Origin of the sequence: Mycobacterium sp. (genome assembly GCF_052145595.1) — a bacterium.
Classification (GTDB): Bacteria; Actinomycetota; Actinomycetes; order Mycobacteriales; family Mycobacteriaceae; genus Mycobacterium.
Genome location: NZ_JBKQOI010000157.1, coordinates 1 through 17,888 on the forward strand (window position 1 = coordinate 1; position 17,888 = coordinate 17,888).

Annotated in this window: 15 protein-coding genes and 1 pseudogene; 6 read left to right on the forward strand and 10 right to left on the reverse strand. The window is 63.6% G+C overall.

What is annotated here, in order from left to right; translation table 11 throughout:
* The 4 genes from ACLP4W_RS14015 to ACLP4W_RS14030 all read right to left on the reverse strand — a co-directional run.
* Positions 1-104: HAD hydrolase family protein (locus ACLP4W_RS14015; RefSeq protein WP_442386882.1), on the reverse strand; the 104-nt coding region annotated here is incomplete at its 3' end.
* A 46-nt stretch (positions 105-150) separates the two neighbouring features.
* Complete coding sequence (locus tag ACLP4W_RS14020) at positions 151-915, reverse strand: lysophospholipid acyltransferase family protein (protein WP_442386821.1); 765 nt, start codon at positions 913-915, stop codon at positions 151-153.
* Between the two features lie 17 nt (positions 916-932).
* The gene (locus tag ACLP4W_RS14025; protein ID WP_442386823.1) at positions 933-1,688 is read right to left on the reverse strand and encodes a lysophospholipid acyltransferase family protein; all 756 of its coding nucleotides are present in this window, start codon (positions 1,686-1,688) and stop codon (positions 933-935) included.
* A gap of 3 nt (positions 1,689-1,691) precedes the next feature.
* Positions 1,692-2,459, reverse strand: coding sequence for a lysophospholipid acyltransferase family protein (locus ACLP4W_RS14030; RefSeq protein ID WP_442386884.1), 768 nt, complete (start codon positions 2,457-2,459; stop codon positions 1,692-1,694).
* Between the two features lie 124 nt (positions 2,460-2,583).
* Here ACLP4W_RS14030 and ACLP4W_RS14035 point away from each other — a divergent pair.
* The 3 genes and pseudogenes from ACLP4W_RS14035 to ACLP4W_RS14045 form a co-directional block, all read left to right on the forward strand.
* Positions 2,584-2,823 (forward strand): annotated as a pseudogene (locus ACLP4W_RS14035) (aminoglycoside phosphotransferase APH(3')); the annotation flags it as partial.
* Between the two features lie 59 nt (positions 2,824-2,882).
* Positions 2,883-4,433, forward strand: a complete 1,551-nt coding sequence (locus ACLP4W_RS14040; RefSeq protein WP_442386825.1) for a Rieske 2Fe-2S domain-containing protein — start codon at positions 2,883-2,885, stop codon at positions 4,431-4,433.
* Entirely contained in the window at positions 4,430-4,762 is a 333-nt protein-coding gene (locus tag ACLP4W_RS14045; protein ID WP_442386826.1) for a hypothetical protein, read from the forward strand. The genes ACLP4W_RS14040 and ACLP4W_RS14045 overlap by 4 nt, the downstream gene beginning before the upstream one ends.
* Here the strand turns inward: ACLP4W_RS14045 and ACLP4W_RS14050 are convergent.
* Positions 4,745-6,157 (reverse strand): condensation domain-containing protein, encoded by a 1,413-nt coding sequence (locus ACLP4W_RS14050; RefSeq protein ID WP_442386828.1) that lies wholly within the window; start codon positions 6,155-6,157, stop codon positions 4,745-4,747. The two genes, ACLP4W_RS14045 and ACLP4W_RS14050, sit on opposite strands and share 18 nt — an antisense overlap.
* Positions 6,158-6,618: 461 nt before the next feature.
* On the opposite strand from ACLP4W_RS14050, the gene ACLP4W_RS14055 reads away from it, so the two are divergent.
* Both ACLP4W_RS14055 and ACLP4W_RS14060 read left to right on the forward strand, forming a co-directional pair.
* Positions 6,619-7,338 carry a GAP family protein gene (locus ACLP4W_RS14055; protein WP_442386830.1) on the forward strand — a complete coding sequence of 240 codons (720 nt, stop codon included), beginning with the start codon at positions 6,619-6,621 and terminating at the stop codon, positions 7,336-7,338.
* Between the two features lie 115 nt (positions 7,339-7,453).
* Positions 7,454-8,599: a PE-PPE domain-containing protein gene (locus tag ACLP4W_RS14060; RefSeq protein ID WP_442386832.1), complete on the forward strand. Its 1,146-nt coding sequence runs from the start codon at positions 7,454-7,456 to the stop codon at positions 8,597-8,599.
* A gap of 31 nt (positions 8,600-8,630) precedes the next feature.
* Here ACLP4W_RS14060 and ACLP4W_RS14065 read toward each other — a convergent pair whose 3' ends face one another.
* The 4 genes from ACLP4W_RS14065 to ACLP4W_RS14080 all read right to left on the reverse strand — a co-directional run bounded on the left by ACLP4W_RS14065 (position 8,631) and on the right by ACLP4W_RS14080 (position 15,971).
* On the reverse strand, positions 8,631-11,861 hold the full coding sequence (locus tag ACLP4W_RS14065; RefSeq protein ID WP_442386834.1) for an MMPL/RND family transporter: 3,231 nt from the start codon (positions 11,859-11,861) through the stop codon (positions 8,631-8,633).
* Positions 11,862-11,930: 69 nt separating this feature from the next.
* Positions 11,931-13,373 (reverse strand): condensation domain-containing protein, encoded by a 1,443-nt coding sequence (locus ACLP4W_RS14070; RefSeq protein WP_442386836.1) that lies wholly within the window; start codon positions 13,371-13,373, stop codon positions 11,931-11,933.
* 339 nt (positions 13,374-13,712) lie between these two features.
* Positions 13,713-15,287 (reverse strand): phytoene desaturase family protein, encoded by a 1,575-nt coding sequence (locus ACLP4W_RS14075; RefSeq protein WP_442386838.1) that lies wholly within the window; start codon positions 15,285-15,287, stop codon positions 13,713-13,715.
* A gap of 66 nt (positions 15,288-15,353) precedes the next feature.
* Complete coding sequence (locus tag ACLP4W_RS14080) at positions 15,354-15,971, reverse strand: TetR/AcrR family transcriptional regulator (RefSeq protein ID WP_442386840.1); 618 nt, start codon at positions 15,969-15,971, stop codon at positions 15,354-15,356.
* Between the two features lie 70 nt (positions 15,972-16,041).
* Here ACLP4W_RS14080 and ACLP4W_RS14085 point away from each other — a divergent pair, with 70 nt between their 5' ends.
* Positions 16,042-16,530 carry a DUF2834 domain-containing protein gene (locus ACLP4W_RS14085; RefSeq protein ID WP_442386886.1) on the forward strand — a complete coding sequence of 163 codons (489 nt, stop codon included), beginning with the start codon at positions 16,042-16,044 and terminating at the stop codon, positions 16,528-16,530.
* Here the strand turns inward: ACLP4W_RS14085 and serS are convergent.
* A complete protein-coding gene (gene serS, locus ACLP4W_RS14090) occupies positions 16,527-17,780 on the reverse strand; it encodes a serine--tRNA ligase (protein ID WP_442386842.1) in 1,254 nt (417 codons plus the stop codon). The genes ACLP4W_RS14085 and serS overlap by 4 nt on opposite strands.
* Between the last annotated feature and the right edge of the window lie 108 nt (positions 17,781-17,888).

The window sequence follows — 17,888 nt, forward strand, 5'->3', positions numbered from 1 at the left end:
GCGACGGCGGCACGTATCGCGTCACGGGTGCGCGGGGTGATGGTTTCGTCGTCGTCGAACAACGTGCCGTCGACGTCGCAGGCGATGAGCGCCGGCAAAGTCATCGAGACGATCCGCCCTTTTCAGCCGTCAGTTCGGTTCGCTTTCGGTCTATCCCGGTCGCGTCACGCCGTCGGTCCCGTACCTCTTTGCCCGCTCGGCCAATTCGGCGATTCGGAGCGCGCTGGAGTCATCCTGATTCGGCGCGCCGCCACCGAGCCGCCGCGGCACCCAGTACTCCCCGTCGGGATGCGGATACTCCTCCTGCACTCGGTACAGCAACGCATTCATCGCTTGGCGCAGTGCGGCATTGAGCTGCTCGGCGGTGCCCTGCGGCGGCAGCGGACGCCCAGCGGCCACGGTGATCGGAATCTTGTTACGGAACAGCTTCTTTGGATGATCTTTAGGCCAAATCCGGTGCGCGCCCCACACAATCATTGGAACTATCGGCACCTGCGCCTCCAGCACCATCCGAGCTGCCCCGGTCTTGAATTCCCTCAGCTCAAAGCTGCGGCTGATAGTGGCCTCGGGATGCATCCCGATGAGTTCGCCCTCGCGCAGGCGCTGCACGGCCACCTCGAACGCGTCGTGCCCCATCCTGCGGTCGACCGGGATGAGCCTAGCGTGCTTGATCACATAGTTGACCGCTTTCACGTCCGCCATCTCGGCCTTGATCATGAAGTACATGCGCCGGCCCCGCTCACGCGTGGACAACATCGTCGGAAGCCAGTCCAGGTAGCTCGTGTGATTCTGGGCAAGTAAGGCACCGCCCCGCGCAGGAATGTTTTCCAGGCCTTGGAACGTGAATTTTGTTCCGTTCACCGCCACGATCGGCGGTAAGACCCACTCTCCCAACCGGTAGAACGCCTCAGCCATGTTCTTTCCTTCCACCCCTAGCGCGACTGACGCGGGGTACGGCTGGCGGCCCTCGCCGCCGCCTCATCGGCATCCAGCTGAGCCGCCTCGGCGAGCGTCGGTGCGCCACCACCCAGCCGCCGCGGCACCCAGTACGCCCCCGGCTCGTGCGGATACCGCTGTTGGGCCTGGTGCAGCAGCGTGGTCATCGATTCACGCAGCGCGACGTCGGTGCCCGCGATGTCTTGGGCGGCATGCAAGGGCACACCCACCTGCACGGTGATCGGCATCTTGTTGCCGCCTACGTGTCGCGGGTGGTCCTTGGTCCAGATCCGATGCGCACCCCAGACGATCACCGGGACGATCGGGACATTTGCCTCGATAGCCATCCGGGCCGCCCCCGTCTTGAAGTCCTTGAGCTCGAAGCTGCGGTTGATCGTTGCCTCCGGATAGACCCCGACCAGCTCGCCCTCGCGAAGCCGCTGAACGGCCACCGCATAGGCGTCCGCCCCGGCGCCGCGGTCGACCGGGATGGTGCGGGTGCGCTTGATCAGAAAATTGACCACCTTCACCTGCTGCATCTCGGCTTTGATCATGAATCTAAGCCGACGACGCCGGCGATGCACGGCCAATGCGGCGGGAAGAAAGTCGACGTAGCTGGTGTGGTTGATCGCGATCACGGCGCCGCCCCGCTCGGGGATGTTCTCCTCCCCGCTGTAGGTGATGCGGCTGCCTGCGGCCAGGACTACGAGCTGAGCCAGGATCTCGAGGGCGCGAAAGGTTGGCTCCGCCATCGGCTACTGCTCCCGCGCCCTAGCGTGGGCGCGGCGGGCCGCCCGCGCGGCTGCCTCCTCGGCGTCCATGCGGGACGCCTCAGCCAGCGATGGAGCACCACCGCCCAGCCGACGCGGCACCCAGAACTCACCGGCCGGGTGGGGTCCATAGAATTCTTGGGCTTGTTCCAGCAAATGCTGCATCCGCGAGTGCAAAAGCATCTTCAATTCCTCTACGGATAGCGTCGGTTCGATCGGCTCGCCGACCAGCACCGTGATCGGCACCTTCGGCCGCAACAGCTTCTTGGGGTGGTCCTTGGTCCAGATCCGCTGCGCACCCCAGACGATGTGCGGAACGATCGGCACTCCGGCCTCGACCGCCATCCGGGCGGCCCCCGACTTGAACTCCTTGATCTCGAAGCTGCGGCTGATCGTGGCTTCCGGGTAGACGCCTACCAACTCACCGTCTTTCAGACTCCTGACGGCGGCTTCGTAGGACGCGGCCCCGTCTTGTCGATTGACGGCAATGTGCCGCAGGCTGCGCATGATCGGCCCGGTGATCTTGTGGTCGAACACCTCCTGCTTGGCCATGAATCGCACCTTGCGCCCCAGGCCCTGCTGGAAGGTGGGCAAACCCGCGAAGGTGAAGTCGAGGTAGCTGGTGTGGTTGATCGCGATGACCGCGCCCCCGCTTTTCGGTAAGTTCTCGACCCCCGTGACGGTGATCTTCAGACCCTGTACCCGCCAGATCAAGCGGACAAGCTGGATGACAGTCCCGTATACCGGTTCCACAGCCACCCAGCCTAGTGCTCCCAACTATGAGCCGCCTGAAGTGCCCAGAAGAGGCAACCCTTGTGATTTCCGTCATCACCGCCCGCGGTGCCCGCGGTCGTCGACCGGTTTGCGGCCGGCAACCTGCTCACCCAACACGGTGATCAATGACGACGGCCGCTGCTGCGGGCACGTCGACCTCGGCGCACTCGGTGTCGCGGGTCGGTGGGCCGACCTCGCGGTGGCGATGCTGTCGTTGAGCTGGAATTATCCCGGCCGAATCCGGCACGCGGAGTTCTTCGCCGCATACGGCATCGAGCCTGATCCGGCCCGCATCGACTACTACCGGCGGTTGTGGCGGGCCGAGGATGCCGCCTCGCGCTAAGCTCGGGGGCTGAAAAGCCGTTACCCGGCCGAGGCCCCAACGGCCCCAGGAAGGTATTTGTGCAGGTCACGAGCGTAGGGCACGCCGGATTCTTGATCGAGACCCCAGCGGGCAGCATCCTCTGCGACCCCTGGGTCAATCCGGCCTACTTCGCGTCCTGGTTCCCGTTCCCGGACAACAGCGCGCTGGACTGGGACGCATTGGGCGACTGTGACTATCTGTATGTATCGCATCTGCACAAGGACCACTTCGACGCGAAAAATCTGACCGAGCACGTCAATAAAGACGCGGTGGTTCTGCTGCCCGACTTCCCGGTGCCCGACCTGCGAAATGAGTTGCAGAAGCTGGGCTTTCACCGGTTCTTCGAGACCACCGACTCGGTCAAGCACCGGGTCAGCGGGCCCAAAGGCGACCTCGACGTCATGGTGATCGCCCTGCGGGCACCTGCCGACGGCCCGATCGGTGATTCGGCACTGGCCGTTTCCGACGGCGTGACAACGGTTTTCAACATGAACGATGCCCGGCCGATTGATCTGGATGTGCTGACATCCGAGTTCGGACGCGTCGATGTACATCTGCTGCAGTACTCCGGAGCGATCTGGTACCCGATGGTCTACGACATGCCGGTCCGCGCCAAGGAGTCGTTCGGCATCCAGAAACGGCAGCGTGGGATGGATCGCGCTCGCCAGTATATAGCCCAGGTGGGGGCCACCTGGGTTGTCCCGTCGGCGGGACCCCCGTGCTTTTTGGACCCCGAGTTGCGCCACCTCAACGACGACCACGGCGATCCGGCGAACATCTTTCCCGACCAAATCGTGTTCCTGGATCAGATGCGAACGCACGGGCATGACGGCGGCCTGCTGATGATCCCGGGGTCTATCGCGGATTTCGCAGGCGCGAAACTGAATTCGCTGCGCCATCCGTTGCCCGCCGACCAAGTCGAGGCCATCTTCACCACCGACAAGGCGGCCTACATCGCCGACTATGCCGACCGGATGGCGCCGGTGCTGGCCGCGGAGCGGGCGAGCTGGGCCCGCGCCGCCGGAGAGCCACTGCTGGAACAACTGCGCGCGCTGTTCGAACCGATCATGCTGCAAAGCGACGAGATCTGCGATGGAATCGGCTATCCCGTCGAGCTGGTCATCGGTCCCGAGACGGTGATCCTCGACTTTCCGAAACGCGCCGTGCGCGAACGTATTCCCGACGAAAAGTTCCGTTACGGGTTCGCCATCGCGCCCGAGGTGGTCCGCACCGTGCTGCGCGATCACGAGCCGGACTGGGTCAATACCATCTTCCTGTCAACCCGTTTCAGGGCATGGCGGGTCGGCGGCTACAACGAATACCTGTACACATTCTTCAAGTGCCTGACCGACGAACGGATCGCCTACGCCGACGGATGGTTCGCCGAGACCCACGATGATTCCGCGTCGATCACGCTGGACGGCTGGGAGATCCAGCGCCGTTGCCCCCACCTCAAAGCCGACCTCTCGAAATTCGGTGTGGTAGAGGGCAACACGTTGACCTGCAACCTCCACGGGTGGCAGTGGCGGCTGGATGACGGCCGCTGCCTAACCTCGCGGGGTCACCAGCTGCGGAGCTCGCGGAAATGAACGAGGCTTACGATGACGGCCTGGTCCAGCTGGATCGCGCGGCGATCACGCTGCGCCGCTATCACTTTCCTTCCGGCACGTCGAAGGTCATCGCGCTGGACGCGATCCGTGGGTATGAAGCCGAGGCGTTGGGCCTGTTCGTACAGCGGTTCCGCATCTGGGGCAGCTCGGACTTGCGCCGCTGGCTTCCGCTGGACATAAACCGGCCGTTCAAGTCGACGCTCATCACCCTGGACGTGCCGGGGATCTGGCCGAGCCCGGCGTGCACGCCGGCGCGCCCGGACGAGTTCACCGCCCTTCTCGACGAGTTGCTAAGTCAGCGCGGTTAGCGGCGCACGACCAAGCCTGCCGTAGGCGGCACGGGCGAACGTAAATTTCATGGCCTCGATGTAACGGGCAACAGATTCGCGAGCGACCGGGTTGTCGGGGAACAGTACCGTCACCGTGGTCTCCTGCTGGAACCGATTTACCCACAGCGAAACTTGATGGGAAACCCTTCCCTCGTCGTAGATCCGGAAATTCAAATCGGAGTTAGCGACAGTAGAAAGCGGCGCAATGCTCGCGTCGAGGAACGACATCACGAAATTGCCGGGCCGTGGCCTCTTAAGCCCCACCTCGGCGGGCGCCAACTCCAATACGCGATCAAACGGTATGGTCGCCAGGTCGATGCCCGAATCGAAGGAAAGTTGCGCGGCACGGGCCGCATCCTCGAAAAGCCCTGCGACGACGGGGACGGTGATTGGAACCAAGCCGGTGAACCAGCCCGCCGTCATGAGTTCTGTTGGTGTCCTCCGTGTATCAATGGTCGTGACCACTGAGAACGTTTCAGCGCCGGTCAACAGACTTTCCGTGAGCGCGGCGCACCCGAAGACGCCGCCACTGAAACGGGCGCCCGCGGCGACGCAGATTGCCTCGAATCGCTCTGTCTGTTGCTCGTCCATCAGCGTTTCGGTGAGCAGTCTGCCCGCATAGGGCACCGATAAATCACCGAGGGGCAACGGGAAGTAAGGAAGGGTTCCGCCGTTGTTGGCCGCGAACTCGATCCACCCGCGCACCTCAGGGGAGTCGAGCGTCGAAGCAGCCAATTCCTCGCGCTGCCGGACACAGTAATCGCTATACCGGCCCGCCTCCGGTAGCTCAACAGGCGCGTTGCCGCCCATGAGGGCGAGGTACATCATGTGGATCTCCGTCAATAGGACACCCACAATCATCGGGTCCACGCAAAGATGAGCGATACTCGCATAGAACGTGAAGTGGTCGTCGCTCTGAATAACCCCGAATACGAAGCAATCCCACTGCAGCGGTTGCGGTGTCGATATGTGTTCGCGCAAGTCCGCCGGCGTCATATCCGCGTGCTCAATCGGAACGAGTTCGATATCGGCCGGGTCGACGATGGTATGTCGAACCACACGTTCCGCATCGTGGTACTCAAACCAGCTGTGGTACGTGTCGTGCCGACGAAGGTGCGCATTGATCGCGTAATTCATGGCACGGATGTCGCAGCGGCCCGGCATGTCCCAGGTGAAGATCATCAGGCGCGACATATCGAGACCTCGCGCTGCGTGATCGCTATAACGCCGCAGATGTTGGGCTTGCTGATAACTGGGTGGCACCGAATTGACCGGCGCTTTTCGCGCTTTGGCAATCGTCGCGGGTGATGCATGCCAACAGACGACAGGGCCCGGATCCGGCGTCCAGTCGTGGAGTGTGGTTACGCCAAACACTGGATCCTCCTGTAACTCGACGCTCTCCGGGGTCCGCATAGATCGAGCTGAGCGACCCCCCAAGCACATGCTTCTCGCCAGCCCCCGGCACCGCCAGCGCGGTCGCCACGGTGCCCGCCAGCGCGCACCGCAATTAACCTGCAGCTAGCCATTGTTAGGTTACTCCACATCATCTGTTAACGTGACTTCAATACCGACGGTACCAAATCGGCACACTCACATACCCCCAGAGCTTTCCCCGGCCGCAAATGATATTGCGGGATGGCGTAGCATAACGTGCCCGCTTGACGGTCGTGTTACGGAACCTGTGCGGCCGCTGCGCCTGCTTCACAGGCGGCCCTGATGAACTCTATTCCAGAAACCCCCTGATGAACTCTATTCCAGAAACCCGGAGCACGGGTGCGGCCTCGCCGGAAGGTTTGCAGCCCAGAGCCGGGGGAGGTGGGGTACGGTTCCCCAGCATGTGGACGACCGTGCTGGTACTGGCGAGCTCGGTGATCTTCGAGCCGATCCGGCTCGGTCTGGTGGTTCTTCTGCTCAACAGGCGGCGACCGCTTTTGCAGCTGTCCGTTTTCTTGTGCGGTGGTTTCGCAATGGGTGTCGGCGCAGGTCTGGTCGTGCTTTTCATCCTCAGGACCACGCCGTTGGTCGGACACTTCACCACGGCGAAAGTCCAGGTCGCGACCGGGCTCATCGCCCTGCTCATCGCCGTTGCGCTGGCCGCAAACGTCTCACTCAGAAAGCTGGTCCCCAGGGCCGCGGCCGGCGGCGATGGTGGCGTCGCCCTGCTTGAACACAGACCGCCAACTGGCCTGCAGAAGCTGACCGAACGTGCGCGATATTTTCTGCAGGGCGACTCGCTGTATGTCGCGGGGGTTGGCGGGCTGGGGGCCGCATTACCCTCGGCCAACTACATGGGCTCGATGGCTGCCATTCTTGCCTCCCACGCCGCGCTGGCAACACAGGCGCAAGCCCTTCTCGCGTTCAACCTCGTGGCGTTCACGGTGGCGGAGATCCCCCTCATCAGCTTCCTGGCAGCGCCGCAGAAGACGCGCGTGTTCATGGCAGCGCTGCAAACGTGGCTCCGGTCCCGTAGCCACCGGGACGCCGCGGTGTTGGTGGCGGCGGGGGGTTGCCTCATGCTCGTACTCGGGTTGACCCAACTCCAGGGCGGCGGGTAAACGCGTAGCGAGCCGGCTAACCGCCCGATCGGCGGCCCGTTGACCAAGCTCAGGCCGCATGAATTGCTCTGCCGCACGGTACGCCCTCGTCGTTGCCCCGCACGAGGTAGGATCCTTGCCATATGTCGATCGCGGACGCGATGACAATCTTGTCGGTCGGCCTCTTCAGGGGGAGTTTGTGAGCAAACTGTTCGCCGGGGCTGTCGCGCTCGGAATGTTAACTTGGGCAACAGCTTTCGGTGATGGTGTCGCCTCCGCCGACACGGCGTTGATTGTGCCGGGCACGGCGCCGTCTCCTTATGGGCCGTTGCGGTCGCTGTACCACTTCAATCCCGCGATGCAGCCTCAGATCGGCGCAAACTATTACAGCCCCGACGCCACCCGGCAGATCATTTCCTATCCGGGGAGCTTTTGGCCGGTCACGGGCTTGAATTCGCCGACGGTCGGTAGCTCTGTGAATACCGGCGCAAACAATCTCGACCAGGCGATCCGTAGCACCAACGGGCCCATCTCTGTGGCCGGACTGTCACAAGGAACGCTGGCGCTCGACCGCGAGCAGACACGACTGGCGAACGACCCAACCGCACCGCCGCCGGGCCAACTGACGTTCATCAAAGCCGGTGACCCCAACAATCTGCTCAGCAAGGCGTTCCGGCCCGGAACCCGGGTGCCCGTCATCGACTACACCGTTCCGGCTCCCTTGGAGAGTCAGTACGACACGGTCAACATCGTGGGCCAGTACGACCCCTTTTCTGATCCGCCCAACCATGCGGGGAATCTGCTGGCTGACCTGAACGCGGTTACCGCGGGCGGGTACTACGGCCACAGCGCCACGGCATTCTCGGACCCGGCCCGGGTGGCGCCCTGGGACATCACGAAGACAACCAACAGCTTGGGCGCCACCACGACGACGTACTTCATCCGCAGCGAGCAGTTGCCGCTGGTGCGGGCGCTCGTGGACATGGCGGGCCTGCCTCCCGAGGCGGCTGGTCCGCTCGGCGCGGTGCTGCGGCCGATGATCGATAGGGCGTACGCGCCGGGGCCAGCGCTCGGTCCGGGCAACCTCGTCAATGGTGTCCCCCATATCCCCGCCATCGCTCCCGCAATCTCCGCCCCCATCCAGGGCACCGCCGCGGGCATCAATGCGGCCACCACCACCTTCACAGTCGCCAACGCGGCCCGAAACGCCGTCTCCGGACTTCAGGTGGGCAAGGGTGTGTTGCCGAAGGTCGGCCGTCTGCTACTCAAAGCCACGAAATAATCTCCAGCCGGCCAAGCCTGCACGCCGACCGCTAAAGCCTGAGCCCGTCGTGCAACGAGAAACCGATCAGCTGATCGTCTGTCCACGCTGGCCACTTCTCTTCGTCAGGCAACAGCGGCTTACGTTTGACCTGGCGAGCGCGCCCGCGGTCCCGTCGTAACGGCCACCAACCCGGCGGCCGCCAGCCCGACGGCCGCCACCAGTTCGCCCGTCCGACTAGCACGGCGATCGCGGGCACCGTGACGGTACGCAGCAGGAAGGTATCCAACAACAGCCCGGTCCCGAGAACAAAGCCGCTCTGCACGACATTGTTGAGGCTGGAGAAAACCAGACCGAACATCGAAGCGGCCATGATCAGGCCCGCCGCGGTGATCACACCGCCGGTCGAGCCCACGGTACGGATGACGCCGGAACGGATGCCCGACCGGGACTCGTCGCGCATCCGGGATATCAGCAACATGTTGTAGTCGGCGCCCACCGCGACCAATATGACAAAGGTTAATCCGGGAACGCTCCAATGCATTTCCTGACCGAGGATGAGTTGGAACACGATGACGCCGATACCGAGCGCCGACATGTAGGAAATAATCACCGAACCGATCAGGTACAACGGCGCAACGATCGCGCGTAGCAATGCGATCAAAATCAGCAGCACAACGCAGACGGTCATCACAATGATGAATCGCAGGTCATGACTGTAGTAGTCGCGCGTCTCCTTTACGAAGACGGGTAACCCCACTACCGATACCTTGGCGTCGGCCAGCGTGGTGTTCGGTTGAGCCCCCTGCGCGGCCGCCGTGATGGCATCGACCTGGTCCATCGCGGCGGTGCTGAAGGGATTGCGATCGGTCTGGATCAAGTACCGCACCGCGTGTCCGTCGGGTGAAACGAAGGCGGAGGCAAGTTTTTGGAGCTGGTCGGTGTCCAACCCGCCCAAGAGGTCCTGAACCTCACCTGGCATCGCCCCAGGGCTGCCGCCCTTGCCAGTGGCATACGACAATGCCTGCGCCGGAATGTAAAAGCCTGACATCGCCGGAGTTGTCGCGTCGTTTTTCATGGCCATCAGGAACGCGGAGGCCTCACCCAGCCCGAAGCCCATCTTCTTGACCTGGTCGACCAGAAGCTGCACGCCGTCGGCCAGTTGCCGGCTGCCGTCGGCAAGGGAGTTGGTCCCCTGCTGCAAAAAGTTGATCTTCGCCCGCATACCACCCGGACTGCCCATCCCCAACGAGCCCATAGCCCCAGTAGCGGTAGCCAGTGCCCGCCGCAACCCGGATACCGTTGCTGCCAGGGTCTGCACGGCTTGCGTCGCCTGTAGCTGTCGGGCCAGCTCGGATATCTTGCCGAGCGTTCCGTCGTCGCGCGCGGTGACCAGTCGCTGCAGTTCGGTGCGCGCATTGACACAGGCGGGTTCGGCACCGCACATCGGACTGTTGTCGAGTGCCCCCAGCACCGGGCTGGCCCAATCGGAGTTGTTGGCAACAAAATTGGCGTTTGCGCCGATGGTGTCACCGAGGGCACGCATGCTGCTGACAAGCTTCTCCGCGCCCTCGAGTTCGCCGAGTGCCCGATTCCCGCCGAATACGTTCTGCAGATATCCCAGCGCGTCAACCAGACCGCTGACGGCCGACACAGCCTGGTTGACTTGGGTCCGTACGTCGCTGAGCTTGCCCGCCATGAGGTTGGCTCCGCCCGCCAGCTTGTCGAGATCACCTGTGTGGTCGACGATCTGCTTGGAGCCCTCGTCGAGCTTGTTGCCGACTTCGCCCGCCTGCCAAGAAGTCTTAGCTTGCTCCAGGGACTCGCCGGTGGGTCGGGTGATGCCCCTGACCGTCGCCACACCCGGCACCTGGCTTACCCGTTGCACCATCTGCTCCAAGTCGGCAAGCGCCGTCGGCGTGCGCAAGTCGTGCGGCGATTGGATGAAGAGGTACTCGGGAATGATCAAGTTGGGCGGGAAATGCTTGTCCAGAGCGGCATATCCGACCGAACTCTCGACGGAAGCCGGCAGCGCCATTCGCTCGTCGTAGTTGTAGTGAGCCAGACCGGCGCAGCTGGCCAGAATGATCAGCACGAGCGCACTGGCCAGCAGATGGGCCTTGGGCTTACGCACGATCTGTACGCCCGAACGCCGCCAGAAACGGCGGGTGAGGTCACTTCGTGGCGCGATCCAACCACGGCGTCCGGCGAGCACGAGCAAGGCCGGTAGCAGGGTCACGCCGGCGAAGAAGACCACGGCTACCGAAATTCCCAACACCGGGCCGGCGCTTTTGAGGATCCCCAATTGGGTGAAGATCATCCCGAAAAACGTGACCGCCACGGTGGCCGCGGAGGCCGCAATCACCTTGCCGATGGACGTCAACGCCTTGGTGACCGCTTGATCCGAATCCACGCCCTGCCGCAGATAGTCGTGATATCGGCTGATGAGAAAGACGGCGTAATCTGTTCCGGCGCCGACCATCATCCCAGTCATAAAGATGGTGGTCTGGTTGGCAATGCCCAGGCCGGCTAATCCGACTATTGCAACAAGGCGCTGCGCAACCACCACGGACATCCCGATCATCACCAGCGGGAGCACCATGGTGACCGGGTTGCGGTAGATGACCAGCAAAATGACGAACAACAAGATGACGATGGCAAGCTCGATCCGAGTCCTGTCCTGCTGCCCGGTGAGATTGAGGTCGGCGACGGTGGACGCAGGCCCGGTCAGATTGGCCGTCAGCGTAGACCCCGCGACGTTGTGTTTGACGATGTCGTCCACCTGCGCATACGCCTGTTTCGACTGAGTCGAGCCCAAGTCGCCGGGCAGACCAATGGGCAGGATCCACGCCTGGTGATCCTTGCTGGTCATGACCTCACGCAACGGCGGTGTCGAAAGGAAATCCTCCAGCGTCACCACATCTCGGGTGTCCTGGCGCAGGGCGTCAACCAGTTTTTTGTAGGTGCCTTCGTCGGCCTGGCTCAGCCCTTTGGCGTCGCTCAGCACTACCACCGCGATGCTCTCCGACCCGGGTTCGTGGAAAGCCGCGGCCATGTTGTCGGTGGCGACCAGCACCGGGGCGTTGGACGGCAGAATGTCCACCGGATGCCGCTGGGAGACCTCGTCGAGGGACGGCATGGTCAGCGAAAGCACGCCCGCGAGCACGACCCAGGCGCCGATCACCAGCCACGGCCTGCGCGTGATCAGGCGCGCCAGTCGTGGGAAGACGCCCACTGGGAAGCCCTGGCCGGCTTGGCTGCTCATCTTCGTCTGCCGTGACATTCACAACCGCCTGAAAACTACGGACACCGGCGAAATCGCCCGCACATCATTGCGGTACTCGTTTCAGCATCAATACGCCACCTGCTTGGAAAGATCAGTGCCATTACGCGCACGCCCTTCCGCCCCGCCATCGGTAATGCGGACACACACGGATTTTATTGCCCCTAGATATTGGGTGACGGATTGGCGAGCGACCGGATTATTCGGGAACAACACGGTCGCTGCGGTCTCCTCGTACCGGCCCACCATCGTACTCAATGGATAGATAACCCTGCCGTCGCTATAAGAACCGGCCTTCCAGCCCTCGAACAATCTGCTCATCACGGAGAGCGGGCTTACTTGTGCGTCAAAGAAATTCACCAGGGCAAAGAGCGGTTGCGGCCTGCACAGCCAAGGCGCCAATTCCACTACGCGTTCAAATGGCACGTTCGCCAGGTCCGCACCCGAATCGAAGGATTTCTGCGCGCTTCGCGCAATATCGTTGAAAGACGATCCGGCGACAGGCACGGTTACCGGGATTTGGCCGGTGAACCAACCCTGTGTCGTGAAGTCGGCTTCCGTGCTGCGGGTGTCTTTCGGGGTAATGCCGAAATACGCATCGGCAGCGGTCAACTCGTGTACCGCAAGGGCGATGCAAGCGAACATGCCACCGACGAAACGGGCGCCCGCCGCAACGCAGGCGGATTCGAATCGCTCTGTTTGCTGCTCGTCCATCAGTGTCACGCTGATCAGGTCGCCGTCGCAGGGCACCGACCGATCACCCAGTGGCAGCGGGAACTGTGGGAACGTCCCGTCATTGACTTCAGCGAAGTCGATCCAGGCACGCACCTCCGGCGAGTCAATGGTCAACGCCGACGTGTACGCGTGCTGCCGGACGCAGAAATCGTCGTAGCTGGCGACCTCCGGCAACTCCATCGGCGCACCGCCCGCTGTCAGCGCGTTGTAGATCGCCTGGAACTCCATGAGTCCCACCCCGACAAACTGCCCGTCGGCATGCAGATGATCGAGGCTGACGTAGAACGTGAAGCAGCCCCGGCGCTGGATAATCCCAAACCTGAAGCAATCCCATTGCAGCGAATCCGGTACAGCCACGATGTGGTCTCGCAACTCCGCGCTGCTCAGCTCGCCATGCTCGGTGGGGACGAATTCGATATCGGCCGGGTCGGCGATGGTGTGCCGGACGATGTGGTCGGCGTCGTGGTACTCGAACCAACTGCGATACGTGTGGTGCCGGCGAAGGTGCGCGTTTATGACATAGGTCATGGCGCGGGAATCACAGCGACCGGGCACCTCGAGGGAAGCAATAAGCAGCCGGGAGTGGTCAAACCCCCGGGCAGCCTGCTCGCAGAAGCTCCGAAGATGCCGGGCTTGTGGATAGCTGGGAGGCACGGCACTGACCGGCGCCTCCAGGGCCTTGGCACTCGACGCAGGTGTTGGGTGCCAAGAAATCAGTGTTCCCGGCGTCAGCTCCCACTCACTGACGGTTGAGACATCCAACGGTCCGATTAGCACTGTTACCTCCCGTACCTCACCACCTTCCGTGCCGCATTTCGGCGCTCAATCCTTACCGTGGCGACGTTGCAGCAGAGGTCCCATCTGGCAGCTAGCTGCTCAGATGGTGGCCCGCCGCCAAACTCCGCACGGCAGTGGTGAGGTTTTAAGGTAGCCTAGCGGTCGTTTCTATGAGCCGCGTGCGTTCGTCACACGGATCCTTCGCCTCCGGCACCACGCCGCACGCTCGGGCAGCACGGCTCTCCCACTTCCGGACACGGCCGGGGCTCAGAGTTCTAAGAGGCATCCCCCTCCATCCGCTTGGGCGATTAACAGCGCCGCTCGGGCACCTCGAATCGGCTAAGCGCTGCGCTCGGCCAGCGCCGCGCGACCGGCATTGTAGCCGGGGATGAACGTGATTCCCGGGCCGCCGTGGCAGCCCGCGCTGCCCAGGTACAGCCCATCGATCGGGATCGGTTGCCCCCGGTAGCCCTTCGGGCCGGGCCGGTTGGGACCGATCTGGTCCGGGTTCAACAGCCCGTGGCAGTAGTCGCCGCCGGGAGCACCGAACATCACGCCCATATGTTTGGGCGTGAAGGTGGTGTGCCGGATGATGCTGCGCCTGAAATTCGGCGCGAGTCGGGTGATCTTGTCGATCACCCGCTGGCCCATCTCGACCTTCGTCTGGCCATAGTCCGCACCGCCCTCGATCGGGAACCACAACGCGAACGCCGAGGCGGCGTGTTTACCCTCGGGCGCCAGGTCCGGGTCGTTCTGCGAAGGGATCTGCAGCACCACCGTCGGGTCGGCCGGGACGATCCCGCGGCGGCAGTCCTCCCACTGCTGCTGGACTTCCTCCGGAGTGCAGAAAAGACCGATCGATGCCTGCATGGCCGGGTCGTTCAGCGCCTCGTAGGGCGCGGCAAAGCCGGGCGCTTCGTCCAGCGCGAAGTGCATCTGCAAATAGCTGCCGCGGTGGTCGATCCGCGCATACCTCTCCCGGATGTCAGCGGGCAATGCGGCCGGTTCGATCAGCTCGTTGAGCGTGACATCGGGCGCGATGGCGGAGACGACGATCGAGGCGGTCAGGGTGTCTCCCGCCTCGGTGCGCACCCCACGCACCCGCCCGTCGGCGACGAGGATCTCGGTCACTTGGGTACGCAACCGAACTTCGCCGCCATGGCTTTCCAGCAGTTCGCACAGATGTGAGGTGAGCGCGCCGATCCCGCCGCGCAGCTTTTTCATCTGCATGGTGTCCCCGTCGGGAACACCCAGCCCAAAGGCGAGGGCCGCAGCGCTGCCCGGCGTGGCCGGCCCGCGGTAGAGCGTGTTGACGGCCAGTACGGTCATCGAGCCGCGCAGCGCACCGTGCTTCTCACGATCGGGCAGGTAGCGGTCCAGCACGTCGGTGACCGACCCGAACAACATGTCATCAATAGCTGAGCGTTCGAATTCGTTTGTGGCACAGGCATACATCTCGTCGAACGTTTTTGGTACCGTCCCCGCCTCGAACCGGCCCAGCGCCCGTGTCGGCGCTTGGCTCCAGGCCATCAGTCCCGCCATTCCGTTGACGGCGTCCGCCCCGTGCACCTCGTTGAGGTGGGTGAACAACTTGATCGGATCGCTGTACTGGACCAGCGGATCGTCACCGACACCGCGCAGCGCTACCGACATCACGTCCAAGTCGATCGTCGGCAGGGTGTCCAGGCCCAGTTCCTCGACAACCACCGACGACGTCGGGAACTGCACCGAGCCGGCGATCTCGAATCGGTACCCGTCGAAAAGCTCCACCGTGGAGGCCATTCCACCGGCGTAGAGCTTGGCGTCCAGACACACGGTCCGCAGTCCCGCCTTCTGCAGCAGCACCGCCGCGGCCAGTCCGTTGTGCCCGGCCCCGATAACTATCGCGTCAAATGCGGTTTCAGATTCAGCCATGTCCTGCCCTCCAGCAATGGAGGCTGGCACGGCACCAAAGTTTTGTCAATTATGACGAAACGGTGGTCAGGTTCCCGTGGTCCAGGCGTCGGTGATGCCGGCGCGCAGTGACTCCAGTGCCGCGTGGCACATCCGCGCCAGCTCACCCAGCGACCGATCGTCACCCAGCATCCAGAATTCCATCGCCCCGAAAACGGCGGCCGCGATGCAGCGGGCGGTCACCGCGGCACGCAGCCGGGCATGCGGTGTCTCGGCCGTTGCGCAGCTACGCCGGTGCAGCTGCGCCTGGATGGCATCGGCGAAGTCGGCTTGAACTTCGCGCATATGGCGAACGATGCGGCCGGGGTCGAGCTCGCCGCCCCTCAGAGTGGCTATTTTCGCCACGGCCTCAACGTCATAGGGGAACGAGAAGATGGCCGACTGCACGGAATCGATGATCGATTCATTGGCGGGTCTGGCATCCAGGGCAGCGCGAAACCAGTTCAGTCCGGTGTAGTCGGCAAACAACAGATCATGTTTGGACTGGAAGTGCCGATAGAACGTCCGAAGCGACACCCTGGCATCCGTGGCGATCTGCTCGGCCGAGGTGTCCTCGACACCCTGGGCCAGGAACCGCACCATCGCAGCCTGGATGAGCGCCTCCCGCGTGCGCTCGCTGCGTGCCGTCTGCGCGGGCCTGACCATGGAAGTAAGGTACCCCAGCCATCTTTTGTCAGTATTGACAAAACTTCGGGCCGCGATGAAGACTGCCGCCATGGTGTCGCTAATTGTCCATGCGCTACTCGGGCTGGCCGTCATCGGCTGGATCATCGCGGCGAACCCGAAGATCTACGCCAAACCGGCCAAGGGACCGTGGCTCTCGCCGCTGGAAATGGTGTATTACGTCGTCGGTATCGCCTCGGTCCTGCTGGGTTGGTACTTCAACATCAAGTTCGTGGCCGAGGCGCACGGGCAGGGGAACCTGATCTCGGGACCGGCCAGCTATCCGCACTTTCTCCGGTCGCAGTTCGCCAGCTCAGCGGCCGGTTCAGGCATCGAGGACTACCTCATCGCGAATGTCATTCTGCTGCCGCTGTTCACCATTGTCGACGGCCTGCGGCGCGGCATCCGCCACCCGTGGCTCTTCTTCCTGTGCAGCTTCTTCACCAGCTTTTCGTTCCCGCTTGCGTTCTACTTCGCCACCATGGAGCGGCAGCGCCGGCACGAACGAGCCCGCGAGACGGTGCCCAAAATCGCCGCCTAAGGCTCGAGCAGCTCGGTGCCGACGAACGGGACCAGCGCCTCGGGCACCCGCACGCTGCCGTCGGGCCGCTGGTGGTTTTCCAGAATCGCAACCAGCCAGCGGGTGGTGCCCAGCGTGCCGTTGAGCGTGGCCGCGATCTGCGGCTTGCCGTTGGCATCCCGATAGCGGGTGGCCAGCCGGCGCGCCTGGAAGGTGGTGCAGTTCGACGTCGACGTCAGCTCGCGGTAGGTGCCCTGCGTGGGAACCCACGCCTCGCAGTCGAACTTGCGGGCGGCCGACGAGCCGAGATCGCCTGCGGCCACGTCGATTACCCGATATGGCACCTCGATGCGGGCCAGCATCTCGCGCTGCCAGCCCAGCAGCCGTTGGTGTTCGGCCTCGGCGTGTGCGGGCTCGCAGTAGACGAACCCTTCCACCTTGTCGAACTGGTGCACCCGGATGATGCCGCGGGTGTCCTTGCCGTAGCTGCCGGCCTCGCGCCGAAAACACGACGACCAGCCCGCGTATCGCAGCGGGCCGCCGGACAAATCCAGGATCTCGTCGGCGTGGTAGCCGGCCAGCGGCACTTCAGACGTGCCGACCAAGTAGAGGCCGTCGTCTTCCACCCGGTACACCTCGTCGGCGTGGGCGCCCAGAAATCCGGTGCCGGCCATCACCTCCGGGCGCACGAGCACCGGCGGGATCACCGGGATGAAGCCGTTGTCGACGGCCCGCCGCAGGGCCAGCTGAAGCAGACCCAGCTGCAACAGGGCGCCCCGACCGGTCAGGAAGTAGAACCGCGAGCCGGACACCTTGGCGCCGCGCTGCATGTCGATAAGACCGAGCGACTCGCCGAGTTCCAGGTGATCCTTCGGGTTCTCGATCGCCGCGGGCTCGCCGACCACGTCGAGGACGCGATAGTCGTCCTCCCCGCCGGCGGGAACCCCGTCGACGACGACGTTCGAGATCGCCATGTGTGCGGCCGTGAACGCCGTCTCGGCATCGGACTGCGCGGTTTCGGCAGCCTTCACCTGCTCCGCCAGATCCTTCGCGCGCTGCAGTAGGCCCGGTCGCTCTTCGGCTGACGCGGCGCCCACGCTTTTGCTCGCGGTCTTCTGCTCGGCACGCAGCGTGTCGGCGGCCGAAATCGCCGAGCGACGGTTGGCGTCTGCCGTCAGCAGGGCATCCACCAGCGCCGGGTCCTCACCGCGACTGAGTTGGGAGCGGCGCACGGCGTCGGGGTCTTCCCGGAGCAGCCTCAGGTCGATCACGGCCTGAGACTACTTTTGACGCCCCGGCCGGATCGCGGCGCACCCCACCCCGCTAATCCCAGAGCGCAACATCCGCAACATTTGTCACGCGGCTTAATGGGTCCTGTC